Genomic DNA, 26,222 nt, shown 5'->3' on the forward strand with positions numbered 1-26,222 from the left:
TCGTCTGCATTTACAGGCCGGAAAGGCCGAGGGCGGGATCGATTCCATCGAGTGCATCGGCCACAGCCTTGGCCTTGTTACTGATTGCTTGACGCTGGGCGGCGCTTACCGTGTCGTAAGTGATGTAGCCCTGAGGTGTTTTCAGACCATTGAGTTCGGACTCGAGCGCGGTGCTGGCGGTATCGATACGTTGCAGGAGCCCGGCACTGTTCTTGGCCAGCAAAGGGCGCAGCAGGTCGACTACCTTGCGTGTGGTCTGCAGGTTCGCGGCAAACCCATTTGCATCGATATGGCTGTAACGCTCTTCTTCACCGCTAGCAGCACGGGTATCGGCCAGGTTGTGCAAGGTGCGAGCGACAGTGCTGATCAATTGTTCGGGGGCAGCGACTGGGCAAGCAGTTGTTGCTTGAGCAGCACGGCATTGGCTTGCAGTTGCTGGGCAAACACAGTCAGGCCCTGAGTGCTGCGCTGGTCAAAAGACCGTATTCAAGGCGGTGAAACCCAATGAAACCAGGGTCCCGCTCGCGCTTTTCAAAGTAGTCGGCGCGGGCATTGATAGTGTTGTCCAGTTCGGCCAGACGCTGTGCGGCAGGGGCCAGCCGCTGATAAGCCTCACGTGCAGGCACATAAAGCGCCTGGGCCTGTTCGAGATCACCTGCGGCAATGGCTTGCGACAAGGCATCCACTGCTTTGATCAGCGCATTGCCTTGACTGCTCAAATAGACGCGAAACTCAGACAATGGCCCGATAAACGCCACCATGGACGGTCTTGCCTTGGCGCTGGCTTCGGATTCTGCGGTCGGCGTGACGTGCAGTGTGCCGCGAGGATTGCTGAGCAAGCCGCAGGTAATGGCGTAATCGCCTGGTGCCAGCGTGGCATTGATTACCTGGCTGAGGCCGGGGGCAATGTTTTCACGCTCTTCGACCACCAGAACGCCGTCCAGAATCTCCCATTCCACAGCCCGTTCAGAGGCATTGACGATGCGAAAGCTATTGAAGCCTGCAGGCACAGACAGTGCATTGGGCTCGCAACTGCGGGGGTGGATGGTCACAGTGATTTCGTTGCTGTGAACCTTGCGCTTGGCCGCGGCCAGTTGCGAGGCGTAATAAAACAGCCCGCCGGCCGCGATCATCACGATCACCGAGCCGGCCACCGCCCAGCGCAAGGCGCCTGGGGGTGTACCGCTTGCAGGGGTAGACATGCAGGACCTTATGGGTTCGTCACTGAGGGAATAGACACGCTTTTTGGGGGCGCAGGAGGTCGAAAGAACATCGCCAGCGTGACCAGCAGGTAAATCACATAGGCGCCGAGCACGCTCATGGTGGGCGCATCCTGATAGCCAAACATGCCGGCCAGTACAGAGCCTGCCGGTCCGTCCATTGGCAGTGCGCTGCTGATATCAAACACCACGCCCTGCAGGTGATTCCACAGCCCGGCCTCGTGCAGAGCCTGTAACGAGTTGGCCAAAATACCTGCGGCGACCACCAGAATGAACAGGCCGGTCCAGCGGAAGAACAGGCTCAGATTCAGGCGCATGCTGCCGCTGTAAATCGCAAAGCCTACAAAAATGGCGAGGATCAGGCCCAGCAGGGCGCCCAGTGGCGCGGCCGGCCCTTCGCTCTGCTGAAACACCGCCAGCAAAAAGAACACGGTTTCAAGCCCTTCGCGTGCAACCGCAAAGAACACCATGGCAATCAATGCCATGACTTGATGGTTTGAGGCGCTGAGGGCGTGATCAAGGGAGGTGTGCAGGGAGTGTTTGATAGAGCGCGCCACTTTGCGCATCCAGAACACCATCGAGCTGAGAATGCCGACGGCGATCAGGCCGACGATACCTTCGAAGAGTTCCTGCTGCTTTTGCGGAAACTCTGCACTCATCAGCTCCAGGCCGCCGCCGACCAGCAGTGACAGAGCAGCAGCCAGGAAGACGCCGATCCATACGGCGGGCATCCATTGTCCGCGTCCGGTTTGCTTGAGGTAACTGGCAATGATGCCGACGATAAGAGCGGCCTCGATGCCTTCGCGCAGCATGATCAGAAATGGAACCAGCATGGGCAAGCACCGCATCGCAAATTAGTCAGAGTGCTAATTTGTAACATATTGATACGCATTGCCAAACAAGAATTGATTGCATTTGCTGAACGTTAGCTGAACGAAGGCTTGTCCTGTAATCGCTGGCGAGGAGAGGCGCTGCGAGGGCCTGTGTACGGCTATCGGGCGTCACGCAAGGTCCTGCAGACCTCAAACCGCGTTCCTCGTCAGCGACTACGGGGCGTCGGCTGCTTGCTCGGGGGTGTCGTCTTTCTGTGCTTTCAGGTTCTCAAGCGCCGCTTCGGCTTTTAGTGCGCGCAGTGTCAGTGCTGCGCTTGACTCTTGCAGCTGGCCTTGCATCTGTTTCAGCTCATCGCTCTCGAGGGTCGCCACTCGCAAGCGCTCCTCAAGCAAGGTGCGCTCGTTTTGCAGCTGGCCCAGCTGGCTGCTGAGCTGAGCATTGAGATTGCTCAGCTTGTGTTGCTGGTCGCTGGACTGATTCAGTTCCTTGCTCAATGCGCGGCTCTCGCTCAATACGCGCTCGTTGTCGCGATGCAGCTGGGTGATCTCATCCTGACGTACCAGTGCACTTTGTTGTGCCTGGCGCAGTTCCATCTGAATCTGCTGAACCTGACCTTCGTGGCGGCGCTGATCCTGCTCGCGCTGCTCTTTGACGGCGCTGCGATAGTGCTCAAGGGCGTCTCGGGCATGCAGGTGTTTTTCTTCCAGTGAGCGAATTTGCTCATCGCGGTCTTTGAGGCGCAGCTCAAAGTCGCTGCACGCCTGGTTGAGAGCGGCATTGCGGGTTTGCTCGGTCTGCAGCATGGAGCGTGTGGACTCCAGGTTTGCCGTTTCCTGGCTCAATGCATTGCTCTGGATTTCAAGTTGCTGCTGGAGCTGGGCCTGGGACTGCTGCGCTTCATTGAGTTGCTCCTGCAGTGCGACCTGGAGTTGCTCATAGTGCGCCCGGGCTCGATAGATCGGTTCCTGGGCCTGCTCTTGCAAGCGCTGGGCGAGGCGGGCGACCAGCTCCGTCAACTCGTCACCGATCTGTTCTTGCGGTGCGCCGCGACGTGAATCGACCTCGTCCAGCTCTTTCAAGTACCGGTGAATTGTAGTTTTCGACCCGGTATTCCCCATCTCGATACGTACCGCATCAATGCTCGGGTGTTCACCGCGGGCCAGGATTGCCGTGCGTGCAATTTGCACCACTGCCTTGTTTACGCCGCCACGGGCCATGGTCTTCTCCTACGATTATGTACTGTGGTATGTATCATGTAATTACATACTACATTGTCAGATTATTTCTGTCTTTAATTAAGATATAACAAGCGGGATATACTGGTATTATCCCGTGCTAGAGCCTCAAAACTGCTTTTAAGGCCCGTTTTCAGTACGCCAGACAAGAGAACTGCCCATGAGCGAGCTGGATCGCTATCTCAACGCCGCGACCCGCGATAACACCCGTCGCAGTTATCGGGCTGCCATCGAACACTTTGAAGCCACTTGGGGCGGGTTCTTGCCTGCAACCAGCGACAGCGTCGCCCGCTATCTGGTGGCGCACGCCGGCCAGCTCTCGATTAACACCCTCAAGTTGCGCCTGTCTGCCATTGCCCAGTGGCACAACAGCCAGGGGTTTGCCGACCCGACCAAGGCGCCAGTAGTGCGCAAAGTGTTCAAGGGCATCAGGGCGCTGCACCCCGCTCAAGAAAAGCAGGCCGAGCCCCTGCATTTGCAACACCTGGAAAAAGTGGTCGATTGGCTGGAAAGCGAGGCGCAGGCTGCGCAAGCGAATGCCGATCACCCCGGGCTGCTGCGTGCGCGTCGGGATGCGGCCTTGATACTGCTGGGGTTCTGGCGCGGATTTCGCAGCGACGAGCTGTGCCGCTTGCAGATCGAACATGTGCAAGCGGCTGCAGGCTCTGGCATTACCCTGTATCTGCCGCGCAGCAAGAGTGACCGCGATAACCTGGGCAAGACCTTTCAGACTCCGGCATTGCTGAGGCTATGCCCGGTGCGTGCCTACATTGAGTGGCTCAATGCCTCGGCACTGGTTCGGGGCCCGGTGTTCCGGGGAATTGATCGCTGGGGCAATCTGGGGGAGGAGGGGCTGCATGCCAATAGCGTGATTCCATTGCTGCGCCAGGCGCTGGAGCGTGCCGGCATTGCTGCAGAGCACTACACCAGTCACTCGCTACGTCGCGGTTTTGCAACATGGGCGCATCAAAGTGGCTGGGATCTGAAGTCGCTGATGAATTACGTCGGCTGGAAGGACGTAAAGTCCGCCATGCGCTATGTTGAAGCGACCCCGTTTACGGGGATGAGCATTACCGCGCAAAAAGTAATAGATGTCTGACGGAGGTTGAAAACGCGCACACCGATCCCTATTTGGTTTTTAGCTATCTATAGGCTCACCTGATAGCTAAAACCAATCGTCAGCATCAGCTTTACCAATGAGCCAGATACGAAATGAGTTGTTAGGATTCACCCCATCAACTTTTCAACCCTGACGGAGAGACAACGATGCCTATCATCAACAGCCATGTAAAACCGTTCAAAGCTACTGCATACAAAAACGGCAGCTTCGTGGAAGTGTCGGACGCTGACCTGAAAGGCAAGTGGTCTGTCGTGTTCTTCTACCCTGCAGATTTCACTTTCGTTTGCCCAACCGAACTGGAAGACCTGGCTGACAACTACGAAGAGTTCAAAAAACTCGGCGTGGAAATCTACAGCGTATCGACTGATACCCACTTTGCTCACGCTGCCTGGCACAACACTTCGCCAGCCATCGGCAAAATCCAGTACACCATGATCGGCGACCCTACGCTGACCATCTCCCGCAACTTCGACGTACTGATCGAAGAAGCAGGGCTGGCTGACCGCGGTACTTTCGTGATCAACCCTGAAGGTCAGATCAAAATCGTCGAGCTGAACGATGGCGGTGTTGGCCGTGACGCTTCCGAGTTGCTGCGAAAAATCAAGGCAGCCCAGTACGTAGCTGCTCACCCGGGTGAAGTTTGCCCTGCCAAATGGAAAGAAGGTGAATCCACCCTCGCTCCATCGCTTGACCTGGTCGGCAAGATCTAAGCCTGTGAGCCAGCCTATGGCGGTGACCCGCACCTGAGTTGCACGCAGCATCGCCCTCAAAACGCCCGGGCGACATTCGCTCGGGCGTTTTTTTTACACAGTCTTAAACGTTAAAGGAGATCGCCCGTATGTTGGACGCCAATCTAAAAGCACAGTTGAAGTCATACCTGGAGCGGGTTACCCAGCCGATCGAGATCGTTGCTTCCCTCGACGACGGTGCGAAATCCCGTGAAATGCATGACTTGTTAAAAGAAATCACCAGCCTCTCCAGCATGATTACTTTGCTGGACAACGGTACTGATGCGCGCAAGCCATCGTTTTCGTTGAACCGCCCGGGCGGCGATATCAGCCTGCGTTTTGCAGGTATCCCGATGGGCCACGAATTTACTTCGCTGGTGCTGGCCTTGCTGCAAGTCGGTGGCCACCCATCGAAAGCCAGTGCCGAAGTGATTGAACAGATTCGCTCGCTCAAGGGTGAGTTCAACTTCGAGACTTATTTCTCGCTGTCATGCCAGAACTGCCCGGATGTAGTGCAGGCGCTGAACCTGATGGCTGTATTGAACCCGAACATTCGCCACGTGGCGATTGACGGTGCGCTGTTCCAGGACGAAGTCACCGAGCGTCAGGTGATGGCAGTTCCCAGCGTTTACTTGAACGGCGTCAACTTCGGCCAGGGCCGAATGGGGCTGGAAGAAATTCTCGGCAAGCTGGACACCGGCGCCATTGAGCGTCAGGCCGAAAAAATCAGCGCCAAAGATGCATTTGATGTGTTGGTCATTGGCGGCGGTCCTGCCGGCGCAGCCGCTGCTATTTATGCGGCACGTAAAGGCATTCGTACCGGTGTCGCGGCTGAACGCTTTGGCGGCCAGGTGCTGGACACCATGGCGATCGAGAACTTCATCTCGGTACAGGAAACTGAAGGTCCAAAACTGGCCACCGCGCTTGAAGAGCACGTCAAGCAATACGACGTCGACATCATGAACCTGCAGCGTGCCGACCAGCTGCTGCCGGGCAAGGCGGGCGAGTTGCATGAAGTGAAGTTCGCCAGCGGCGCCTCGCTTAAAGCCAAGACCGTGATTCTGGCTACCGGTGCGCGCTGGAGAGAGATGAATGTGCCTGGCGAGCAGGAATACCGCAGCCGTGGCGTAGCTTACTGCCCTCACTGCGATGGCCCGCTGTTCAAAGGCAAGCGCGTTGCAGTTATCGGCGGTGGCAACTCGGGCGTTGAGGCGGCAATCGACCTGGCGGGTATCGTCTCTCACGTGACCCTGCTTGAGTTCGATACCAAGCTGCGGGCCGATGCTGTATTGCAGCGCAAGCTCAACAGCTTGTCGAACGTGACTGTGATTACCAATGCCCAGACCACCGAGGTCACAGGTGACGGTCAGAAGGTAAATGGCCTGCGTTACAAGGATCGCGCTACAGACGAGCTGCACCACGTCGAACTGGAAGGGATTTTTGTGCAGATTGGTTTGCTGCCAAACACTGACTGGCTCAAAGGAACCATCGAGCTTTCGCCTCGTGGCGAGATCGTGGTTGATGCACGCGGCGAAACATCCATTCCCGGGATTTTTGCTGCCGGCGACGTGACCACCGTGCCTTACAAACAGATCGTGATTGCAGTAGGCGAGGGTGCCAAAGCTTCACTGAGCGCGTTCGATCACCTGATCCGCTCCGAATAACAGCCCCGAATAAAAAAACCCATGAGCGATCATGGGTTTTTTTTGCGTCGGTTTTTACATCGGTTGCGGCTGGATGATTTCTACCCAGTAGCCGTCCGGGTCTTTAATGAATGCCAGAGACTTCATGCGGCCATCAGTCAGGCGCTTCTGGAAGTCGACACCCAGTGCCTCGAAGCGCTCGCAGGCGGCAACGATGTCAGGCACCGATATGCAAATGTGGCCAAAACCACGCGGGTCAGTGTTGCCATTGTGATAGACAACGCTGTCGTCGGTTTCCGAGCCGTGGTTGTGGGTCAGCTCAAGGATGCCAGGGATCGACTTCATCCACAAAGTGCGGGCAGCATCGTCAGCCGGGATTTGTGCCTTATCAACCAGCGCCAGGAAGTACAGGCTGAATTCAGCCTCCGGGAAGTCGCGTTTTTCCACCAGCGAAAAACCCAGGACCCGGGTATAGAAATCCAGAGACTTCTGAATGTCTTTTACGCGGAGCATGGTGTGGTTGAATACGAAATTCTGGGTAGCGCTATCCGGCTCGCCAGTTACGCCAGGGATATTGTTCAGGTCTTGCAGGCTCATGAACCCTCCGAAAGTGATACGTGATGATCGGTCGCTACGGTGAGCGTGATGGGTGAATGATACGGAATGTGACGCCATGCGCCAAACCCGTTTTGCGCATGTATGGCCATGAACGCAGTGGGTTTTGACAAATCGCAGGCAAAAAGAAGCCCGCCGAAGCGGGCATGGGGCGCTAGTCCTTTAGCAGCCTCCATCCTGTGACCATTCGTGTGAAAAATCTGTGAAAGAACCAATGATTTGCATGCTGTCTGTCTGCGCCGAAGCATTTACTTCTTGAGGGCATGCACACTACCCCCGATGGCTCTGGCTGCAGCTATAAAGAAGGCCCGAGCACTGGTAGGCGCAGTGCCTTGAATGGATACAACGACCAATAAAAAAGCCCTGCACAGACAGGGCTTTTGAAGTGAGAAAGCCTTAGTGGCGTAACCAGGAATCCACGGTGCTGGCACCGTATTGTTCTTTCCACGCCTTCAAACCGCGATGATTGCCCCCCTTGGTTTCGATCAGTTCGCCGGTGTGCGGGTTCTGATAAACCTTGAGTACTCGCGCCTTGCGCTGTTTGGGCGCACTGCCGGCTCTTGGGGCAGCCGGGCCGGGATCAAGGATGGTAATGATATCTCGAAGGTTCTTGCCATAGAACTTCATCAAGTCATGCAGTTTTTTTTCGAACTCGATTTCCTTTTTAAGTCCGGCATTGTTCTTCAATGCTTCGAGCTGAGCCATTTGCTCTTTAAGTGCTTTCTCGGCAGCACGGAATTCAGCGAGTCTGGACAAAGTCATTACTCCATTCACAGGTCCGGCAATCGTGAACCGGCCATATTTATGATGATTGAAGTGCAAGGGACAGGGCTGGCCTCAAACGTCAGCACCCCGAACGGCCATGTCCTTTTAAACTAATTTAAAAACGTTAAACAATCGAAAAAATTGTAGTTGTTAATTGTCATGTTGCCAAGTCGCTAGCTCATCCAATTAAAAAAAGAGTGTGCCTCCCATGAAGCGGGGCACACCCCTCTACTATTTATTGTGGCGGGGTGTGGCGCGCCACTAACGTCTTGATGAAGTCCGTCGCGGGCAACGGTCGGGCAAAGAGATAACCTTGTAAAAAAACGACGCCTTTAGATGCCAGATACTCGCTTTGCTCTTCTGTTTCAATGCCTTCGGCAACAATCCCCAGATCGAGTTTTACACTGAGCTCAATAATGCTGTCGAGAATGTGCCTGGACAGCGCATCTACCCCGATCATTGCAACAAAACTCTTGTCGATTTTCAGGTAGTCGATGTTGAACTCATGCAAATAGCTCAAGCTTGAATGCCCGGTACCAAAGTCATCAAGGGCTATCATCACGCCCAGACCGTGAAGCGCAGCGAACAACTCATGGGTTATTGCACTTGGCACAATCAACTCACGTTCGGTGAGCTCCAGAACAAGCGCAATCCGACCAGCAGGGAACGCGCTTAGAAACTCGCGGCAGTCATCTATTAGTTCAAGGGTTTGACAATGACGAGCGGTGATATTGAACCCCAAGTGGAAGCCGGGTTCCATGCTGCTGGCGTGGGGGGCGAGCAAGCGGGCGGTTTGCTGCATCAAGGAACGCGTCATCGGCACAATCAGGCCCGAGTGCTCGGCAAACGGGATAAACAGGTCAGGTCGTACCAGTCCTTCTCTTGGGTGCTGCCAGCGCATCAGCACCTCAGCACCTGCCCATTGTTTGGTATCGCTGCGCACGACCGCCTGGAAGTAAGGAATAAACTCTGCTGCGTCCAGCCCCCGCTGCAGTTCGTGGGTCGGCGATGATGAGCGTTTTTTAAGCCAGCGCACAGTGAGCGCCGAAACCACCCCCAGAAAAACAAACAACCCCATTAATCCGGGGTATTGCGCCCGAATAAAACGCCATACCGTTCCGGCCCGGAATCCGGCAACCACTTGGTAGGGGTATTGACTGGAGGAAACTGTTACTTGTGCCACGGGATAAGGTACAGGCGGTGTATTGCGCACCTGTCCATACTTGTCGATGGAATTACCCCCTACTTGTATCAACAATTGCGTGTATTGATTGATCAAGCCCAGCACATTGACCAGATGAGAGCCATACAGGCTGACGAGCACGCCGGCCTGGCCTTTGGCGCGCCTGTAGACCAGTAGCGGCTCATTGGGAGTTACCGGGTTGCCGGCCATCAATCGGAGTTCACCGCTGGCATAGTCTGCAGGGTCTACGGCCTCCTTGAAGGGGCCAAATAAAGAACTGCAATAAATCTGGTTATTCCACATCAGGTTCACGGAGCGTACGAAAGGGCGACGTGTGACCTGTTCTCGCAGTGGCAGTTCTACCTGAACGCAATCCTGGCCAGCCAGTGGCAACACCACATCCGCTGCCAGTGCGGCATTGTCGAGCATCAAATCAAATTGTCGAACAGCTTCTGCTGCAGTTTGGGTCGCTTCAAACTGCAGTGACCGATTGGCCTGCCAGAAAATAATAAACAGGCCCAATACCACTGGCAGTAATCCACTGAGCATGACCAACGCGTAGCGATCAGTCCATTTGCGGGTCGACTTCAGCGTTAATGGCATTCCATATCCTGTGCTCAGGAGGGTTGATGTGGGGCGAAGCCTAGCATTGCCCACGGCTATTTAATATGACGTAGGACAAACCGGATTACGCCATGTAGAATCGGCTTACGCATACAAGAATAATGACTTCTGCCAGCAGAAGCCCCTCCGCGTAAGAGATGGGTCGAAATGAAGATATTCGGGTTCCAATTGATCTACGGTGATTTCCTGGCGCGCAGTGTACGCGGGATCTCCTGTGCGCCTCCTGCCTGCCTCAGCATTCTTAGCAAATAACCTTCTGTTAATTCTAAAAATGACCATGATGAGGCGCCAAAATGGCCGATCTATACGAAAACCCAATGGGCCTGATGGGCTTTGAATTCATCGAATTCGCGTCCCCGGTACCCAACACCCTCGAACCCATTTTTCAAATCATGGGCTTCACCAAGGTGGCCAGCCACCGCTCCAAAGATGTGCACCTGTATCGTCAGGGCGAAATCAATCTGATCCTCAACAATGAGCCCCACAGCGTAGCTTCTTATTTCGCAGCAGAGCATGGGCCTTCGGTCTGCGGCATGGCCTTTCGCGTGCGTAATGCGCAACAGGCATACTCCCGGGCGCTGGAGCTGGGTGCACAGCCGATCGAAATCCCGACCGGCCCCATGGAGCTGAACCTGCCTGCGATCAAGGGCATCGGCGGCGCTCCGTTGTATTTGATTGATCGTTACGGCGAAGGCAGCTCGATCTACGACATCGACTTCGTGTTCATTGAAGGTGTTGACCGCCACCCGGTGGGCGCCGGTCTGAAAATCATCGACCACCTTACCCATAACGTCTATCGCGGCCGCATGGCGTATTGGGCCAACTTCTACGAGAAGCTGTTCAACTTCCGTGAAATACGCTACTTCGACATCAAGGGTGAATACACCGGCCTTACCTCCAAGGCGATGACCGCTCCCGATGGCATGATCCGCATTCCGCTGAACGAAGAGTCCTCCAAAGGCGCAGGGCAGATCGAAGAGTTCCTGATGCAGTTCAACGGGGAAGGCATCCAGCATGTGGCCTTCCTGTGTGATGACCTGATCAAGACCTGGGATGCACTGAAGGGCATAGGCATGCGCTTCATGACCGCGCCGCCCGACACCTACTATGAAATGCTCGAAGGCCGTCTGCCTGATCACGGCGAACCGGTGGATCAGCTGCAGTCGCGGGGCATTCTGCTGGATGGTTCTTCCGAGCCGGGTGACAAGCGCCTGCTGCTACAAATCTTCTCGCAAACCCTGATGGGCCCGGTGTTCTTCGAGTTTATCCAGCGCAAGGGTGATGACGGGTTCGGCGAAGGCAACTTCAAGGCGTTGTTTGAGTCCATCGAACGCGATCAAGTGCGCCGTGGTGTATTGACCGCTGATTAAACCTGAATGGAACTTGCGAGAGCCGGCAAACCGGCTCCCGCAGTTGTTCCAGCATCTGTTGCGGCAACTTAAAACAATCCGGCCGCAATATTGATCGAGAAGCCCAGCACCGCGGTATTGAATAAAAACCCTAACAGCGAATGCCCCAGCACGGCCTTGCGCATCTCGCGGGTAGCGATGCACACATCCGAAGTTTGTACCGCCACACTAAGGGTGAAAGAGAAATACATAAAATCCCAGTAGTCGGGATTAAGTTCCCCCTCCGGAAAGCGCAAAGCAGGTTCCGGCCCCTCGTTGTTATAAAACAGTCGCGCATAGTGCAGGCTGAAAATCACCCCGATCATCAACCACGAGCCCACCACCGTCAGCCCGGTAAATCCGTAATGCATCAGTTGCGCGGTTTGACTGAGCTTGCTGTTGCCTGAGAGCTCAAGGGTTATGGCGGCCAGACTGGCGATTGCGGCGAAGCATACGGTGAACAACACCATGCTGGCATTTTCATCTTCGATTTCAGCCGTACTTTTCACGTCGCAGGCCTTAGAGCGAATCACCAGCCACAAGGTCAGCGCCAGATACAGCCAGACTCCGGCATTCCAGCCCAACAGGAACTTGGTTGTCAGCGTTGCAGCGGGAGCAAAGATGCCAACCGCTACCCCAAGCAAGGTGGCAACGGTCAGGCGAGGATGAGTGCGGGCAAGGTGCGGCATCGACAGTACAATCCCTGTTACAGAGTGATGCTGCACCTTACCACGGGCGGTACTTGCTTAAAGCTGGCGCGGCTTGCTTCGCACCAGTTTCATCACCACCACAAAGAACACCGGCACAAACACCACGGCCAGGGTGGCGACGATCATGCCGCCAATGACCCCTGTACCGATGGCCTGCTGACTGGCCGAACTGGCCCCGGTAGCAATCGCCAGAGGCACCACCCCTAGAATGAATGCCAGTGACGTCATCACAATCGGGCGCAGACGCAGGCGTGCGGCCTGCACCGTAGCGGCCACCAGGTCGTGCCCTTCGTCATAGAGGGTTTTGGCAAACTCGATAATCAGAATGGCATTTTTCGCGGACAGGCCGATGATAGTGATCAGGCCAACCTTGAAGAACACGTCATTGGGCATGCCGCGCAACGTCACCGCCAGTACGGCCCCGAGTACGCCCAAAGGCACGACCAGCAATACTGCCGTCGGTATCGACCAGCTTTCGTACAGTGCCGCCAGACACAAAAACACGAACAGCAGCGACAGGCCCAGCAAAATGGGTGCCTGGGCACCGGACAATTGCTCTTGCAGGGACAAGCCTGTCCACTCAAGCCCAAGCCCGGCAGGCAACTGATCAACCAGGCGCTGAATTTCAATCATCGCCTCGCCAGTACTGCGCCCGGGGGCAGACTCGCCCGAGATACTGATGGCCGGGTAGCCGTTGTATCGCGTCAGTTGCGCAGGGCCCTGGATCCAGCGGGCCTCGACAAAGGCCGAGAGCGGAACCATTTTGCCGAGGTTGTTGCGCACATTGATCTTCAACAAATCCTCAACCTGGCTGCGCTGATCGCCCTCTGCCTGCACCACAACCCGCTGCATGCGCCCCTGGTTCGGGAAGTCATTGACGTAGGCCGAACCCACGGCGGTTGACAGCACGTTGCCAATGTCGGCGAATGAGACCCCCAGGGCATTGGCCCGTTTACGGTCGACCTCAAGTTGCACTTGCGGGCTTTCAGCCAGTGCACTTTCGCGCACGTTGGCCAGTACCGGGCTCTTTTCAGCCAGCTCCAGCAACTCGGTCCGGGCTTGCATCAGCGCGTCATAACCGACGCTGCCACGGTCCTGCAGGCGGAATTCAAAACCGCTGGAGGTGCCCAGGCCACTGACTGGCGGCGGCAGGATGGCGAAGGCTATCGCATCTTTTAGTTCGCCAAAGACAGCATTGGCACGCCCGGCGATGGCAGAAGCCGTGTCCTTGGCGCCGCGTTCAGACCAGTCCTTGAGGGTAGTAAAGGCCAGTGCCGCGTTCTGCCCGTTACCGGAAAAACTGAAACCCAGAATCATCGTGGTATTGCCTATGCCGGGCTCGCTGGCGTTGTGCGCCTCGATCTGCTCGGCCACCTTGATCGTGCGGTTCTGGCTGGCACCTGGCGGGAGCTGGATATCAGTGATGATGTAGCCCTGGTCCTCAACCGGTAAAAAAGAGGAGGGCAGGCGTGCGAAAAACACCACCAGCACTACCAGCAATGCGCCGTACAGCAATAGATAGCGGCCACTGCGCTTGATCAGATGGACAACCCAGTGCTCATAGCCCTCTGAGAGGTGCTCGAACTTGTGGTTGAACCAGCCAAAAAAACCGCCCTTGGCATGATGCTCGCCTTTGGCGATCGGCTTGAGCAGGGTTGCGCACAGTGCCGGGGTCAGTGACAGGGCCAAAAATGCCGAGAACAAAATCGATGTGGCCATCGACACCGAGAACTGCTGGTAAATGATACCCACTGAACCCGGCATAAAGGCCATCGGAATAAACACCGCTACCAGCACCAGGGTGATGCCGATAATGGCGCCACTGATCTGGGTCATGGCCTTGCGGGTTGCATCGCGTGGCGAAAGGCCCTCACTGACCATGATCCGTTCGACGTTTTCGACCACTACAATCGCATCGTCCACCAGAATCCCGATGGCCAGTACCATGCCGAACATGGTCAGTACGTTGATCGAGAACCCCATCACCAGCATGGTGGCAAAGGTGCCCATCAAGGCCACCGGCACCACCAGGGTCGGAATCAGGGTGTAGCGCATGTTCTGCAAAAACAGATACATCACCGCAAACACCAGGATCATGGCCTCAACCAGGGTGTAGATCACTTTGGTAATCGAGACTTTTACAAAGGGTGTTGTGTCATACGGGATGGAGTATTCAACGCCTGTCGGGAAGTATCGGCTCAACTCGTCCATCTTGGCGCGGATCAGGTTGCCCGTACTCAAGGCGTTCGCCTCGGGTGCCAGCTTCACACTGAAAGCACTGGCCGACTTACCGTTGAGGCGGGTGCCGTACTGATACTCCTGGCTACCGATTTCGACCCGTGCCACATCTCCGATCCGCACGGTAGAACCGTCCGGATTGGCGCGCAGGACAATGTCAGCAAATTCTTGCGGGGTCGATAACTGACCTTTGACCAGCACCGTGGCGGTGATCTCCTGGGTCGGGCTGCCCGGCAAATCGCCGATACTGCCTGCGGCAACCTGGGCATTCTGGCTGGCAATGGCCTCGTTGACGTCGGCGGTAGTGAGATTGAAACCGATCAGCTTTTGCGGGTTGATCCAGATCCGCATCGCTCGCTCGGCCCCGTAGAGCTGAGCCTTGCCGACACCCTCGACGCGTTTGATTTCGTTCATGACGTTGCGCGCCAGGTAATCGCTGAGCGCTACTTCGTCGAGGTTGCTGTCCTTGTCTGCCGTCAAAGTCACCAGCATCAGAAAGCCAGAGGAGATTTTCTCGACCTGCAATCCTTGCTGAATCACGGCCTGGGGCAAGCGCGACTCGACCGTCTTGAGACGGTTCTGCACATTGACCTGCGCCATCTCCGGATCGGTCCCGGGCTTGAAGGTGGCGGTAATACTGGCGCTGCCAAGACTGCTCTGGGATTCGAAATACAGCAGCCCGTCAGTGCCGTTGAGCTCTTGCTCGATCAGGCTGACGACGCTTTCGTCCAGGGTTTGTGCCGAAGCGCCGGGGTACACCGCATATACTTCCACCTGCGGCGGGGCTACCACCGGGTATTTGGCAACCGGCAACTGCGGTATGGCCAAAGCCCCCGCCAGCACGATAAACAACGCAACGACCCAGGCAAAGACCGGGCGGTCGATAAAGAACTGCGGCATGCTCACTGATCCGTCGAGTGTGCGAGAGGGAGTTTCGGATCGTCGATCTGCACTTGATCACCCGCTCTGGCGTGCTGCAAACCTTCAATCACAATACGGTCGCCAGGCTTGAGGCCGGCATTGACGATCCAGCGATCGTTTTGAACGCTGCCCAGTTGCACGGGCTGCTGCCTGACGCGGTTTTCACCATCGAGCAACAACACCTGGGCAACCCCGGCGCCGTCACGCAAGATCGCGCGCTGCGGCACGCTGATGGCTTCTTTATTGACCGCCTGCTCCAGACGTACGCGCACAAAGCTGCCTGGCAACAAGTCGTAGTCCGGATTAGGGAACTCGCTGCGCAGAATGATCTGGCCGGTACTTGGATCAACACTCACGTCAGTGAACAGCAGCTTGCCAGGCAGCGGATAAAGGCTGCCGTTGTCACGAATCAGCGTGGCCCGGGCCTGGTTCTTGCCCACCTGCTGCAGCTCGCCGGCACGGAATGACTCACGCAGATTGTCGAGGTCGCGGGTGGACTGCGTCAGATCGACATGGATCGGGTTTAATTGCTGAATACGGGCCATTGCCGTGACTTCACCCTGACCGACCAAAGCGCCTTCGGTCACCAGCGCCCGACCGATGCGCCCGGAGATGGGCGCGGTAACCGTGGCGTAACCCAGGTTCAGCTCGGCGCGCCGCACGGTGGCCTGATTGGCGGCGACATCGGCATCGGCCTGCAAAGCCAGGGCGCGGGCATTGTCATAGTCCTGACGACTGATGGCGTTACTTTCAACCAGCTCGGTGTACCGCTGATCCTGAAGCTTTGCCTGCATCGAAAGTGCCCTGGATTTGCGCAGTGCTGCCTGCGCGCTGTCCAGATCGGCCTTGAACGGGGCCGGGTCAATCAGGAACAACACGTCTCCCTGTTTGACTTCACTGCCTTCGGTATACACCCGTTTCAACACCACGCCCGCGACCCTGGCACTGACTTGCGCCACGCGCGGGGCGACCACCCGGCCACTGAGTTCGTTATTGATCGACAGGGGCACAGTGGCAATGACTTCGGTGCGTACTTTGGCCAAAGGGGCCTTGGTCTCGGCTGCCGGGCTTTTATCACAGGCACTGAGGGCCAGGGCCAGTGCCGAGAGGCAGAGCGGGGCGAAGAGCTTTTTCAACGATCGTGCCTTCTTATATATGCGGGATATTTCTGTAAATGCTCTGGCATGCTAAGGGCAGCACGCAAAGGGCGTTGTGAAGCTGTGTAGGTGGTGTGTGAAAAAGTGTGAAGGTAATGCTCCTATCCATCTGAGGTTGTATATCCTTCGGGTTTCCCCCTGGTTGTAAGCATTTATTATGCCCACTATTTTGCTGGTTGAAGACGACGCTGCCCTTTCGGAGCTGATTGCCAGCTACCTGGAGCGCAACGGCTACCAGGTCAGTGTGATTGCACGAGGTGATCAGGTCCGTGAGCGCGCAAGAAGCAACCCGCCAGACCTGGTTATTCTTGACTTGATGTTGCCCGGGCTTGATGGCCTGCAAGTCTGCCGTTTATTGCGAGCCGACTCGGCGAGCCTGCCGATTCTGATGTTGACAGCGCGCGACGATAGCCACGATCAGGTTCTGGGGCTAGAGATGGGTGCCGATGATTATGTGACAAAACCTTGCGATCCCCGTGTGCTGCTGGCCCGGGTTCGCACTTTGTTGCGGCGCAGCAGCCTGACCGAACCCCACGTGGCCAGTGACCGGATCCTTATCGGCAACCTGTGCATCGACCTGTCGGAGCGCACCGTTACATGGCGCGAGCAAGTCGTTGAACTGTCCAGCGGTGAATACAACCTGCTGGTGGTGCTGGCCCGTCATGCCGGTGAAGTGTTGAGTCGTGATCAAATCCTCCAGCGTTTGCGCGGTATCGAATTCAATGGCACCGACCGCTCGGTGGATGTAGCCATTTCCAAGTTGCGGCGCAAGTTCGACGATTGCGCCGGCGAAGCGCGCAAGATCAAGACCGTATGGGGCAAGGGCTACTTGTTCAGCCGCTCAGAATGGGAATGCTGAACCCATGTTCAAGCTCCTGCTTCGTTTGTATCTGGTGACGATGGTTACCTTTGCGGCTGCCATCTATGCCGTTCCTGAACTGGTGGTGACGCTGTTCCATGAGCGTTTCGTCAATTACAACGCCGACATGTCGCGGGGCATGCAGACCCTGCTGGTCAAACAGTTTCAACAACTGCCCGCCGAACAATGGCCGGACCTTGCCCGGGATCTCGACGCCCAGTTCAAACCCATGCGGGTCAACCTGCGACCCCAAGTTCACGCCTCAGGAGCAACACCAGCTGCAGCAAGGGCAGGGTGTGCTGCGCATTGGCGACTGGGGCTGGCGGACGCTGGTGGTCTCGCCGTTGAACCGCGAGCAGGCCATTGAGTGGGTCATGCCCCCCGATCCGCTCGAAATGAATCTGTTGTACTGGAGCATCAACGTCTTGATCGGTGCGGCCTTGCTCGGCGCTTTGCTGCTCTGGATGCGCCCGCACTGGCGCGACCTGGAACGCCTCAAACACACAGCTGCGCGCATTGGCCAAGGGCAACTGAGCGAGCGCACGCAGATTTCACCGCGCTCAAACATTCATGCCCTGGCCACGGTGTTCGACACCATGGCCCAGGACGTCGAAACCCTGCTCAATCAACAGCGCGACCTGCTCAATGCAGTCTCACACGAGTTGCGCACCCCCCTGACGCGACTGGATTTCGGTTTGGCCCTGGTGCTGTGCGACGACTTGCCCGAGGCCAGTCGCGAACGCCTGCAATTACTGGTCGGGCATATTCGGGAGCTGGATGAACTGGTGCTGGAACTGCTGTCCTTCAGTCGCCTGCAGAATCCAAGGCTGGCTCCGGAGCGGGTAGAAGTCTCGCTGGACGAGTTCATCGACAGCATCCTCGGCAGTTTTGATGAAGAGCTGGAAACCCCCGACATCGTGCTCGATGTGCGCTTGCACGGGGCACAGCAGCGCTTTGCCCTTGACCCGCGCCTGACGGCCCGTGCCCTGCAGAACCTATTGCGCAATGCCATGCGTTATTGCGAGCGGCGGATACAAGTGGGGGTCAACGTGAGTGCGCTGGGTTGCGAGTTGTGGGTAGACGACGATGGCATCGGCATACCGGAGCCCGAGCGCGAACGGATTTTTGAACCGTTCTATCGTCTGGATCGCAGTCGGGATCGTGCAACGGGAGGCTTTGGACTGGGGCTGGCAATCAGTCGACGCGCCCTGGAAGCCCAGGGCGGCAGTTTGAGCGTGGAGCAATCACCCTTGGGCGGTGCCCGCTTCAAATTGTGGTTACCCACTTGAAGCGGGACTGTAAGGCGCGGCTCAGATAGAGCGGCGCTGGCGGCTCACATGCTTGAGGCCTTCGATGATCAGCACCACGACCGCAAGCCAGATCGGACCATAGGTCAACCATTGGCCGTCTTCAAGGCTGTCACCGAGTAACAGGGCGACCGCTACCAGCAACACCGGCTCGACATAGCTGAGCAGGCCAAACAGGCTGAAAGGCAACAGGCGACTGGCCAAGATGTAAGCAAAGCCTGCGGCAGCACTGATGATGCCCATCAGCGGTACGAGTGCATACAAGGCCTGGCGCTGGGCGCCGAGATCAACGTGTGTGCCGGCCATCACAAACCACAGCGCAACCGGGACCATCAACAGCATGTCCAGCCACAGACCGCCGAGGTTATCGATACCGATTTTCTTGCGCAGTACGAAGTACATCGGGTAGCCGATGGCGACCACCAGTGTCGTCCAGGAGAAACCGCCAGTGCGGTACAGCTCGTTGGCAACGCCGATCACGGCCAGGGCCGTGGCGATTTTTTGCAGGTGTGACAGGTGTTCGCCGTAGACGATGCGACCGGTGAGAATCATCGTCAGGGGCAGCAGGAAATATCCCAGTGACACATCCAGCCCGTGCCCGTTGAGCGGACCCCACATGAACATCCACAGCTGCAAGCCGACCAGGAAACTGGTGAGCAATACGCAAGGAATCAGTAGAGGTTTATCGCTTAAGCGCTTGAAAATGATGGGGACCCATTTCCAGTCGCCGGACAGGCAGATAAAGAGTGTCATGAATGGCAGCGATATGAGTATTCGCCAGCCGAAGATTTCCTGGCCATCCAGGGGCCAAAGAAGGGAAGTGAAGTAGTACAGGACGCCGAACAAGCAGGAAGCCAAAATCGATAAAACAATGCCTTTAGACACAACAACCTCAATGGATCTACAACGTTACTCGTTTGAGTGGGCATGTAGATTGAGGCTGTTGGGTGTCATTAGCAAATGTCTTTTAAACCAGATACTTGGGACTGATTCTTGTTAGAAGCACTCAAGAGATTAAACACCAAGCAAATACTGGGCCAAAGTCGTTTTAAACGAGCGTTCGTGTTTTTGAAAAAAAAGATAAGCGGTAGCCGCAATCCCCCCGGACCCCGTAGTCGCTGACGAGGCACGAGGCTGCGAGCTCTTTCTCAGCATCCCGCCCAGACCTCATACCGAACGACGATGGCGCACCAGATGTTTGAATCCTTCAAACATCAGCACCAGTACTGCCAGCCAGATAGGCAGATAGGTCAGCCATTGACCGGCACTGATGCTTTCCCCCAGCAGCAGCGCAACAATCACCAGCAATACCGGCTCCACATAGCTGAGCAAGCCGAACAGACTGAATGCCAGCATCCGACTGGCCAGAATGTAGCTGATCAATGCCAGAGCGCTGATCCCCCCCAGCAGCGGAATCAGCACGTACAGCGCCTGACGCTGGTTCACCACATCAAACCCTTGCTCACCGCTTTGTACAAACCACCAGGCAATCGGCAGCAGCAACAGCATGTCGACCCACAGGCCGCCAAGGTTGTCAGTCGCTGCGCGCTTGCGAAGTACAAAATACAAGGGGTAGCCGATAGCAACCACCAGGGTGGTCCAGGAAAATCCTCCAACCCGGTACACCTCGTTGGCGACCCCGAGCGTGGCCAGAACCGCAGCGATTTTTTGTAAATGCGAGAGCTGCTCGCCATAGACCACACGCCCTGTAAGAAGCATGGTCAGGGGCAACAGGAAATACCCCAGTGAGACGTCAAGGCTGTGACCATTGAGCGGCGCCCACAAAAACAGCCACAGTTGCACCCCCACCAGCGCGCTGGACGCGACCAGTACCGCGCACAGCCGGGGTTGGCGACGCAGCCGCGAGACAATCACCGGGACCAGCCGCCAGTCGCCGGAGAAGCACATGAACAGGGTCATGCAGGGCAGGGTAAGAAGCATTCGCCAGCCGAAAATTTCGGCGCCGCTCAAGGGCCAGAGCAGGGACGTGAAGTAATACATGACACCGAACAGGCTCGATGCCAGAACCGATAAGACAATACCTTTGGACACAACAGCCTCGTTGAAACGCATATTCTGATTATTAGGAGATGCGTAGCTTGAGGCTCAGCGGGCCGAAGGGCAAATTGCTTACAACATGACTTCACATTGCCCCTTGTAGGAGCGAGCTTTTTAAAGGCTCGCGAGCAAGCTCGCGCCTACATATGCCAAATACCAGGCGCAGGAGGCCAACGGTTTAAGCGTGGGTCATCCCGCGCGTCATGCGCAGCGCTAACAGGCTGCCGCCCACAATTACGGCGGCCAACACATACAGGGCAACATCGGTTGACCCCGTAGCGTCTTTAACAAAACCCACCAGATAAGGGCTGAGGAAGCCGGCCATTTGCCCCATCGAGTTGATTAGAGCCAGACCACCCGCGGCGGCACCGGCACTGAGCATGGCGGTCGGCACCGGCCAGAACATCGGCAAACCGGTCAGGGCGCCCATGGTGGCGAGGGTCAGGCCCAGAATGGCAATGACCGGCTGGGCGGCAAAATTGACTGCAATCACCAGCCCCAGTGCACCCATCAACATCGGCACCACCAGATGCCAGCGACGCTCTTTGTGCAAGTCCGCAGAGCGTCCCACCAGCAACATGAACACGGCCGCCAGCAAGTAGGGGATTGCGCTGATCCAGCCGATCACCAGGGTATCGCTGAAGCCCATGTTTTTGATAATCGACGGCAGCCAGAAGTTGATTGCGTACACGCCGCTCTGGATGCAGAAATAAATCAGGCCAAACGCCCAGATGGCCGGGTTTTTAAACACCGCAAGCAATGAATCGGTGGTGGTTGCAGGCTTGTTCAGAGCATCCAGGGCATGGTCAGCCTCCAGCACCGCACGTTCTTTGGCCCCGAGCCATTTGGCGTTGGCAAAACTGTCGCTCAGCAGGAAAATCGCCAGCGCGCCCAGCGCAACGGTCGGCACCCCTTGCAGCAGGAACATCCACTGCCAGCCGGCAAGGCCACCCTGGCCTGCAGCAAAGTGACTGAGAATCCAGCCGGAAAAAGGACCGCCAATCAGGCCGGAGACAGGAATGGCACACATGAACAACGCCATGATCCGGCCACGGCGAAAGGTCGGGAACCATTGCGACAGATACAGCACCACACCCGGAAAGAAGCCGGCTTCAGCCGCACCGGTGAAAAAGCGCAGGGTATAGAACCCGGTCGGGGTGGTCACAAACATCAGGCAGGTCGAGAGCAGGCCCCAACCGATCATCATCACGGCGATCCAGCGTCGCGGACCAAAGCGGGTGAGGGCCAGGTTGCTCGGCACACCGCACAACACGTAGCCGATGAAGAAAATCCCGGCGCCAAGGCCGTATACCGTCTCGCTGAATTTCAGCGCGTCGAGCATCTGTAGTTTGGCGAAGCCAACGTTTACCCGGTCCAGGTAGTTAAACAGATAGCAAATGAAGATAAAGGGAATCAAACGCAGGGTGATGCGCTTGTAAATGGCGTTTTTATCGTCATCGCTGATCAGCGATGCGGGGGCGCTCTGTGACATCTTATGTCTCTCTTTATTATGATTTTTCACGATCGGAGGTTAACGTTGATCGCGCGTTGAGTCTCGGCCACCCCAACGCCGCTGTCTTTGTGCTCCTGCACAGGATTTCTCCGAGCCATCTGTGCCCGTGAACAAATGCCTTCAAGGATTGCCACCCTATGTTTGAACTGGATCATGATTTGGCGCAGGACATCGTGGATCGTGCGATGGCCATCTTGCCGTACAACGTAAATGTCATGGACAGCCAGGGCCTGATCCTGGGCAGTGGCGAGCCTGAGCGTATCAATACGCGGCACGAAGGGGCGCAGTTGGTACTGGCCAATGGACGGGTGGTGGAGATCGACGAGCAAACCGCCAAGTGCCTCAAGGGCGTGCAGCCGGGGATCAACTTGCCGCTGTTGCTCGACCAGCGCCTGATCGGTGTACTGGGCCTCACTGGCGAGCCGCAATTGTTGCGTACCTATGCCGAACTGGTGCGCATGACCGCAGAGATGCTGGTGGGCCAGCGCTTTCAGCAAGCCGAACAACAATGGCGGCGCCAGCGCTGTGATGACCTGGTGGCTTTGCTGCTCAGTGACGCTGGCGACTCTGCGCGTTTGGTCGACGAAGCCCGGCAACTGGGGCTAAAGCCACAGTTGTCGCGGATCCCGTATCTGTTTGAACTCGGCAACGGGCAAAGTGCCGAGGCCTTGAGCGCCTGGCTGCAGTCGCGCTTCCCGGACAGCTGGTGCGTGGCACCGGCCACCGGTTCATTGCTGTGGTGTCGCCCGGCAACCGCGGCACTGGATGATTTGCGCCTGCTGGAAAAGCTCGACGGCCAGGGCTGGAACATTCTGCGTATTGCCGCTGGAGGGCAGGCCGATGCGCTTAATGGCCTGCGCCGTTGCTACCGGCGGGTCGCTGACTTGCTGGCTTACGGTCGCGATGTATTACCGCAGACGCGACTGCTAAGCCTCAATCGCTATCGCTTGCCAGTCATGCTGTGGCGTCACCGCAACGATGACGCCCTTGAGGAGTTGCTTGGCCCGCTGCACAAAGTGGTGGCCAAAGACAGCAACGGCCAACTGATTGCCACCTTGCGCAGCTGGTGTGATCACGATGGCCAGAGCCAGGCCTGCGCCGATGCCCTGGGCATTCACCGCAACAGCTTGCGCTATCGCATGGAGCGCATCGCCGAACTGAGCGGTGTCGACCCGCTGAGCCTCAATGGCATGCTGGCCCTGTATCTGGGTGTGCAACTGTTGCCCCAGAGCCTGTAAACACTGACTTGTAGAAATGAACAACAAAGGCCGGGAATGCTTGTGCACCAGACTGGCGTGTTTGGCGTCAGTTGCTGGCAGCATGGATGCCATAAGAACTGGAGATGCGCCCCATGAAAATCGTGATTGCCCCCGACTCGTTCAAAGACAGCCTGAGTGCCGAAAAAGTCGCCGATGCCATTGCGGCCGGTCTGGCTGAGGTATTGCCGCACGCTCAGTTGGTCAAGTGCCCGATGGCGGATGGCGGCGAGGGCACGGTGGAAGCGATCGTGGCCGCAGGTAATGGCCAGTTGCGCCGCAACCAGGTGCAAGGCCCGCTGGACGCAGTGGTCGATGCCCATTGGGGCTGGCTGCCGGACAGCCACACGGCAATCATTGAAATGGCTGAAGCCAGCGGCTTGCAGCTGGTTGCCACGGCCCATCGCGACGCGTGCATCAGCAGCACCTTCGGCACAGGGCAATTGATCGAGGCGGCGCTCGATGCAGGAGCCCGGCGCATCATCCTCGCCATTGGCGGCAGCGCCACCAATGATGCCGGCGCCGGTGCGCTGCAAGCATTGGGCCTGGGCCTGTTCGACGACCAGGGCCAGCCTCTGGCCCGTGGCGGGCTGGCCCTGGCCAGGGTGGCACGGGTTGAGCTGGCAGGGCTCGATCCGCGCCTGGCGCAGGTGCGCTTCGAGATTGCCGCAGACGTCAACAACCCCCTGTGCGGCGAGCACGGCGCATCCGCCGTTTTCGGCCCGCAAAAAGGCGCATCTCCCGAGCAGGTCCAGTTACTGGACAAAGCCCTGGGGCACTTTGCCGATCACTGCGCCAGGGTTTTGCCCGCAGATGTTCGCCATGAGCCAGGCTCGGGTGCCGCGGGCGGGCTCGGGTTTGCGGCCAAGGCATTTTTCGCTGCACAGTTTCGCGCCGGTGTCGAAGTGGTGGCCGAACTGGTGAGCCTGGCCGAGGCCGTGAAAGGTGCGGATTTGGTGATAACCGGTGAAGGTCGTTTCGATGCGCAAACCTTGCGCGGCAAAACCCCTTTTGGTGTCGCGCGCATCGCCCGGGCCCAGGGTGTACCGGTGATTGTTCTGGCCGGCACCCTCGGCGAGGGTTACCAGACCATGTACGAGCACGGGGTCAATGCCGCTTTTGCCATTACCAGTGGCCCGATGAGCCTGGAAGACGCCTGTACCGGGGCAGCGCACTTGCTCACCGACCGCGCGCGGGACATCGCCCGGTTATTGAGCCTGAAAGCGCGCCCGTATTAACCGGCTCCCCGTATCGATTGAACCGTAGTCGCTGACGAGGCACGAGGCTGCGAGCTGTTTGGTTGTGACACCGCAGGCGCTTTTTTTGATACCGCCACGGGTTTTCTGTGACACCGTCAAGCAAGGTCCTGCGGACCTTCTCGCAGCCTTCGTGCCTCGTCAGCGACTACGGGCAGCCTGGCGGTTTGCTATGGCCGGTATGGCTTCGAAGCCCGATCGTGTAAGCTTTGTGGCTCTTCGCATTCGACCCTTAGCGAGCCCTATGCCGTCGCTCTTCAAACGCTCCTTGCTGCCTAAACTACGCAGCTTCCCCCTGTCCGCCGATGCTTTCAGGATATTGCCCGGCGCAGCTGATTTTCGTCGCTGCCTGCTGGAGCAGATCGCGGGTGCCCGACAGCGCATCACGCTGGTGGCTTTGTACCTGCAACAGGACGAAGCCGGACAGGAAATCCTCGACGCCCTGCACGCAGCCAAAGCCGCCCGTCCCGAGCTTGAAATCGTGGTCCTGGTGGATTGGCTGCGCGCCCAGCGGGGGCTGATCGGTGCCGGCAAACAGCCCGGCAATGCCGCCTGGTATCAGGCGCAAACCGCGGCCCACAGCAGCCACGTACCGATTTACGGCGTGCCGGTACAAACCCGGGAACTGTTCGGGGTCCTGCACCTCAAGGGTTTTATCGTTGACGATTGCGTGATTTACAGCGGTGCCAGCCTGAACAACGTCTACTTGCACAAATTCGACAAGTACCGTTTCGACCGCTACCACCTGCTGTACAACAAGCCGCTGGCAGATTCCATGCAGCGCTTTATCGAGCAGGACCTGATCCAGGCCAAGGCCGTGCATCGCCTTGACCTGCCGGCATTGCCTTCTACACGCAGCTTGCGCAGTGCCATTGGCGATTTACGCAGCCAGCTGAAAAAAGCCGCCTACGACACCAGCGCCGGGACCACCGGGCACTTCGGCCTGTCGGTCAGCCCGCTGCTGGGGGTCGGCAAGAACAATGCGCTGAGCCGGGTGATTTGCGAACTGATTGCCAACAGTCAGCAACAACTGACTATTTGCACACCGTATTTCAACTTGCCGCTACCCGTGACCCGCGAAATCAACCGGGCCCTGGAGCGCGGGGTAAAAATCGATATCGTGGTCGGAGACAAGACCGCCAACGACTTCTATATCCCGCCGAGCGAGCCGTTCAAGGTCATCGCGGCATTGCCTTACCTGTACGAGCTAAGCTTGCGCCGGTTTGCCAAAAGCCATCAGCGCATGATCGATAGCGGTTTGTTGAACCTGCACCTGTGGCGCGACGCCGACAACACCTTCCACCTCAAGGGCATGTGGGTCGATGACCGCTACACCTTGCTGACCGGCAACAATCTGAACCCGCGAGCGTTCCGTCTGGATCTGGAAAACGGCTTGTTGATCGATGATCCGCGCCGCGAACTGCTGGAGCCGCGCAGCAAGGAACTGGCGGCGATTTTTGCCAACACCCGGCGCATAGACAGCTTCAAGAACCTTGAAACACTGCCTGATTACCCGCCAGCCGTGGCCAAATTTCTGCGCCGGGTCAGCCGGGTACGGATCGAACGGTTGCTGTACAGGATTCTCTGATTGA

Annotated in this window: 19 protein-coding genes and 2 pseudogenes; 9 read left to right on the forward strand and 12 right to left on the reverse strand. The window is 57.3% G+C overall.

Annotated features, from left to right (window positions below; all coding sequences use genetic code 11):
* Nucleotides 1–10: 10 nt before the first annotated feature.
* From efeO to AOC04_RS08600, 3 genes and pseudogenes are all read right to left on the reverse strand, one after another.
* Nucleotides 11–1,202 (reverse strand): annotated as a pseudogene (efeO, locus tag AOC04_RS08590) (iron uptake system protein EfeO).
* An 8-nt stretch (nucleotides 1,203–1,210) separates the two neighbouring features.
* Nucleotides 1,211–2,053, reverse strand: a complete 843-nt coding sequence (gene efeU, locus AOC04_RS08595) for an iron uptake transporter permease EfeU (protein ID WP_060692427.1) — start codon at nucleotides 2,051–2,053, stop codon at nucleotides 1,211–1,213.
* Between the two features lie 213 nt (nucleotides 2,054–2,266).
* On the reverse strand, nucleotides 2,267–3,271 hold the full coding sequence (locus AOC04_RS08600; protein WP_060692429.1) for a DNA-binding protein: 1,005 nt from the start codon (nucleotides 3,269–3,271) through the stop codon (nucleotides 2,267–2,269).
* Nucleotides 3,272–3,449: 178 nt separating this feature from the next.
* Here AOC04_RS08600 and AOC04_RS08605 point away from each other — a divergent pair, with 178 nt between their 5' ends.
* From AOC04_RS08605 to ahpF, 3 genes are all read left to right on the forward strand, one after another.
* Nucleotides 3,450–4,388 (forward strand): site-specific integrase, encoded by a 939-nt coding sequence (locus AOC04_RS08605; protein ID WP_060692431.1) that lies wholly within the window; start codon nucleotides 3,450–3,452, stop codon nucleotides 4,386–4,388.
* Nucleotides 4,389–4,555: 167 nt separating this feature from the next.
* Nucleotides 4,556–5,119: an alkyl hydroperoxide reductase subunit C gene (ahpC, locus tag AOC04_RS08610; RefSeq protein ID WP_003445433.1), complete on the forward strand. Its 564-nt coding sequence runs from the start codon at nucleotides 4,556–4,558 to the stop codon at nucleotides 5,117–5,119.
* A 128-nt stretch (nucleotides 5,120–5,247) separates the two neighbouring features.
* A complete protein-coding gene (gene ahpF, locus AOC04_RS08615) occupies nucleotides 5,248–6,801 on the forward strand; it encodes an alkyl hydroperoxide reductase subunit F (RefSeq protein ID WP_060692433.1) in 1,554 nt (517 codons plus the stop codon).
* Between the two features lie 54 nt (nucleotides 6,802–6,855).
* On the opposite strand, the gene gloA is transcribed toward ahpF, so the two are convergent.
* From gloA to AOC04_RS08630, 3 genes are all read right to left on the reverse strand, one after another.
* The gene (gene gloA / locus AOC04_RS08620; RefSeq protein ID WP_060692435.1) at nucleotides 6,856–7,377 is read right to left on the reverse strand and encodes a lactoylglutathione lyase; all 522 of its coding nucleotides are present in this window, start codon (nucleotides 7,375–7,377) and stop codon (nucleotides 6,856–6,858) included.
* A gap of 414 nt (nucleotides 7,378–7,791) precedes the next feature.
* Complete coding sequence (locus AOC04_RS08625; protein WP_060696907.1) at nucleotides 7,792–8,151, reverse strand: histone-like nucleoid-structuring protein, MvaT/MvaU family; 360 nt, start codon at nucleotides 8,149–8,151, stop codon at nucleotides 7,792–7,794.
* 244 nt (nucleotides 8,152–8,395) lie between these two features.
* Nucleotides 8,396–9,946, reverse strand: coding sequence for an EAL domain-containing protein (locus AOC04_RS08630; RefSeq protein ID WP_060692437.1), 1,551 nt, complete (start codon nucleotides 9,944–9,946; stop codon nucleotides 8,396–8,398).
* A gap of 314 nt (nucleotides 9,947–10,260) precedes the next feature.
* On the opposite strand from AOC04_RS08630, the gene hppD reads away from it, so the two are divergent.
* Nucleotides 10,261–11,337 carry a 4-hydroxyphenylpyruvate dioxygenase gene (gene hppD / locus AOC04_RS08635; protein ID WP_060692439.1) on the forward strand — a complete coding sequence of 359 codons (1,077 nt, stop codon included), beginning with the start codon at nucleotides 10,261–10,263 and terminating at the stop codon, nucleotides 11,335–11,337.
* Nucleotides 11,338–11,405: 68 nt separating this feature from the next.
* Here hppD and AOC04_RS08640 read toward each other — a convergent pair whose 3' ends face one another.
* From AOC04_RS08640 to AOC04_RS08650, 3 genes are read right to left on the reverse strand one after another with little or no spacing between them, the layout of a single operon-like run.
* Nucleotides 11,406–12,044 carry a DUF1345 domain-containing protein gene (locus tag AOC04_RS08640; protein ID WP_060692441.1) on the reverse strand — a complete coding sequence of 213 codons (639 nt, stop codon included), beginning with the start codon at nucleotides 12,042–12,044 and terminating at the stop codon, nucleotides 11,406–11,408.
* A 57-nt stretch (nucleotides 12,045–12,101) separates the two neighbouring features.
* On the reverse strand, nucleotides 12,102–15,203 hold the full coding sequence (locus tag AOC04_RS08645) for an efflux RND transporter permease subunit (protein ID WP_060692443.1): 3,102 nt from the start codon (nucleotides 15,201–15,203) through the stop codon (nucleotides 12,102–12,104).
* Nucleotides 15,204–15,205: 2 nt separating this feature from the next.
* Nucleotides 15,206–16,360 carry an efflux RND transporter periplasmic adaptor subunit gene (locus tag AOC04_RS08650; RefSeq protein WP_060692445.1) on the reverse strand — a complete coding sequence of 385 codons (1,155 nt, stop codon included), beginning with the start codon at nucleotides 16,358–16,360 and terminating at the stop codon, nucleotides 15,206–15,208.
* 178 nt (nucleotides 16,361–16,538) lie between these two features.
* On the opposite strand from AOC04_RS08650, the gene AOC04_RS08655 reads away from it, so the two are divergent.
* Both AOC04_RS08655 and AOC04_RS08660 read left to right on the forward strand, forming a co-directional pair.
* On the forward strand, nucleotides 16,539–17,240 hold the full coding sequence (locus AOC04_RS08655) for a response regulator transcription factor (RefSeq protein ID WP_060692447.1): 702 nt from the start codon (nucleotides 16,539–16,541) through the stop codon (nucleotides 17,238–17,240).
* A gap of 4 nt (nucleotides 17,241–17,244) precedes the next feature.
* Nucleotides 17,245–18,529 (forward strand): annotated as a pseudogene (locus AOC04_RS08660) (ATP-binding protein).
* A gap of 21 nt (nucleotides 18,530–18,550) precedes the next feature.
* On the opposite strand, the gene rarD (AOC04_RS08665) reads toward AOC04_RS08660, so the two are convergent.
* The 3 genes from rarD (AOC04_RS08665) to AOC04_RS08675 form a co-directional block, all read right to left on the reverse strand.
* Nucleotides 18,551–19,432, reverse strand: coding sequence for an EamA family transporter RarD (gene rarD / locus AOC04_RS08665; RefSeq protein WP_060692449.1), 882 nt, complete (start codon nucleotides 19,430–19,432; stop codon nucleotides 18,551–18,553).
* Nucleotides 19,433–19,714: 282 nt separating this feature from the next.
* Nucleotides 19,715–20,599 (reverse strand): EamA family transporter RarD, encoded by an 885-nt coding sequence (rarD, locus tag AOC04_RS08670; RefSeq protein ID WP_060696908.1) that lies wholly within the window; start codon nucleotides 20,597–20,599, stop codon nucleotides 19,715–19,717.
* 184 nt (nucleotides 20,600–20,783) lie between these two features.
* Entirely contained in the window at nucleotides 20,784–22,097 is a 1,314-nt protein-coding gene (locus AOC04_RS08675) for an MFS transporter (protein WP_060692451.1), read from the reverse strand.
* Nucleotides 22,098–22,255: 158 nt separating this feature from the next.
* Here AOC04_RS08675 and AOC04_RS08680 point away from each other — a divergent pair, with 158 nt between their 5' ends.
* The 3 genes from AOC04_RS08680 to pssA all read left to right on the forward strand — a co-directional run bounded on the left by AOC04_RS08680 (nucleotide 22,256) and on the right by pssA (nucleotide 26,218).
* Nucleotides 22,256–23,356 carry a sugar diacid recognition domain-containing protein gene (locus AOC04_RS08680; protein ID WP_060692453.1) on the forward strand — a complete coding sequence of 367 codons (1,101 nt, stop codon included), beginning with the start codon at nucleotides 22,256–22,258 and terminating at the stop codon, nucleotides 23,354–23,356.
* A gap of 113 nt (nucleotides 23,357–23,469) precedes the next feature.
* Complete coding sequence (locus tag AOC04_RS08685) at nucleotides 23,470–24,612, forward strand: glycerate kinase (RefSeq protein WP_060692456.1); 1,143 nt, start codon at nucleotides 23,470–23,472, stop codon at nucleotides 24,610–24,612.
* Between the two features lie 262 nt (nucleotides 24,613–24,874).
* A complete protein-coding gene (gene pssA, locus AOC04_RS08690) occupies nucleotides 24,875–26,218 on the forward strand; it encodes a CDP-diacylglycerol--serine O-phosphatidyltransferase (RefSeq protein ID WP_060692458.1) in 1,344 nt (447 codons plus the stop codon).
* The last annotated feature ends 4 nt before the right edge of the window (nucleotides 26,219–26,222 follow it).

This window comes from Pseudomonas versuta (assembly GCF_001294575.1).
Lineage (GTDB): Bacteria > Pseudomonadota > Gammaproteobacteria > Pseudomonadales > Pseudomonadaceae > Aquipseudomonas > Aquipseudomonas versuta.

Bases quoted from the DNA above. Each gene is read 5' to 3' on its own strand.
- efeU (WP_060692427.1), bottom strand. From the start codon at position 2,053: ATGCTGGTTCCATTTCTGATCATGCTGCGCGAAGGCATCGAGGCCGCT.
- AOC04_RS08600 (WP_060692429.1), bottom strand. From the start codon at position 3,271: ATGGCCCGTGGCGGCGTAAACAAGGCAGTGGTGCAAATTGCACGCACG.
- AOC04_RS08605 (WP_060692431.1), top strand. From the start codon at position 3,450: ATGAGCGAGCTGGATCGCTATCTCAACGCCGCGACCCGCGATAACACC.
- ahpC (WP_003445433.1), top strand. From the start codon at position 4,556: ATGCCTATCATCAACAGCCATGTAAAACCGTTCAAAGCTACTGCATAC.
- ahpF (WP_060692433.1), top strand. From the start codon at position 5,248: ATGTTGGACGCCAATCTAAAAGCACAGTTGAAGTCATACCTGGAGCGG.
- gloA (WP_060692435.1), bottom strand. From the start codon at position 7,377: ATGAGCCTGCAAGACCTGAACAATATCCCTGGCGTAACTGGCGAGCCG.
- AOC04_RS08630 (WP_060692437.1), bottom strand. From the start codon at position 9,946: ATGCCATTAACGCTGAAGTCGACCCGCAAATGGACTGATCGCTACGCG.
- hppD (WP_060692439.1), top strand. From the start codon at position 10,261: ATGGCCGATCTATACGAAAACCCAATGGGCCTGATGGGCTTTGAATTC.
- AOC04_RS08640 (WP_060692441.1), bottom strand. From the start codon at position 12,044: ATGCCGCACCTTGCCCGCACTCATCCTCGCCTGACCGTTGCCACCTTG.
- AOC04_RS08645 (WP_060692443.1), bottom strand. From the start codon at position 15,203: ATGCCGCAGTTCTTTATCGACCGCCCGGTCTTTGCCTGGGTCGTTGCG.
- AOC04_RS08655 (WP_060692447.1), top strand. From the start codon at position 16,539: ATGCCCACTATTTTGCTGGTTGAAGACGACGCTGCCCTTTCGGAGCTG.
- AOC04_RS08675 (WP_060692451.1), bottom strand. From the start codon at position 22,097: ATGTCACAGAGCGCCCCCGCATCGCTGATCAGCGATGACGATAAAAAC.
- AOC04_RS08680 (WP_060692453.1), top strand. From the start codon at position 22,256: ATGTTTGAACTGGATCATGATTTGGCGCAGGACATCGTGGATCGTGCG.
- AOC04_RS08685 (WP_060692456.1), top strand. From the start codon at position 23,470: ATGAAAATCGTGATTGCCCCCGACTCGTTCAAAGACAGCCTGAGTGCC.
- pssA (WP_060692458.1), top strand. From the start codon at position 24,875: ATGCCGTCGCTCTTCAAACGCTCCTTGCTGCCTAAACTACGCAGCTTC.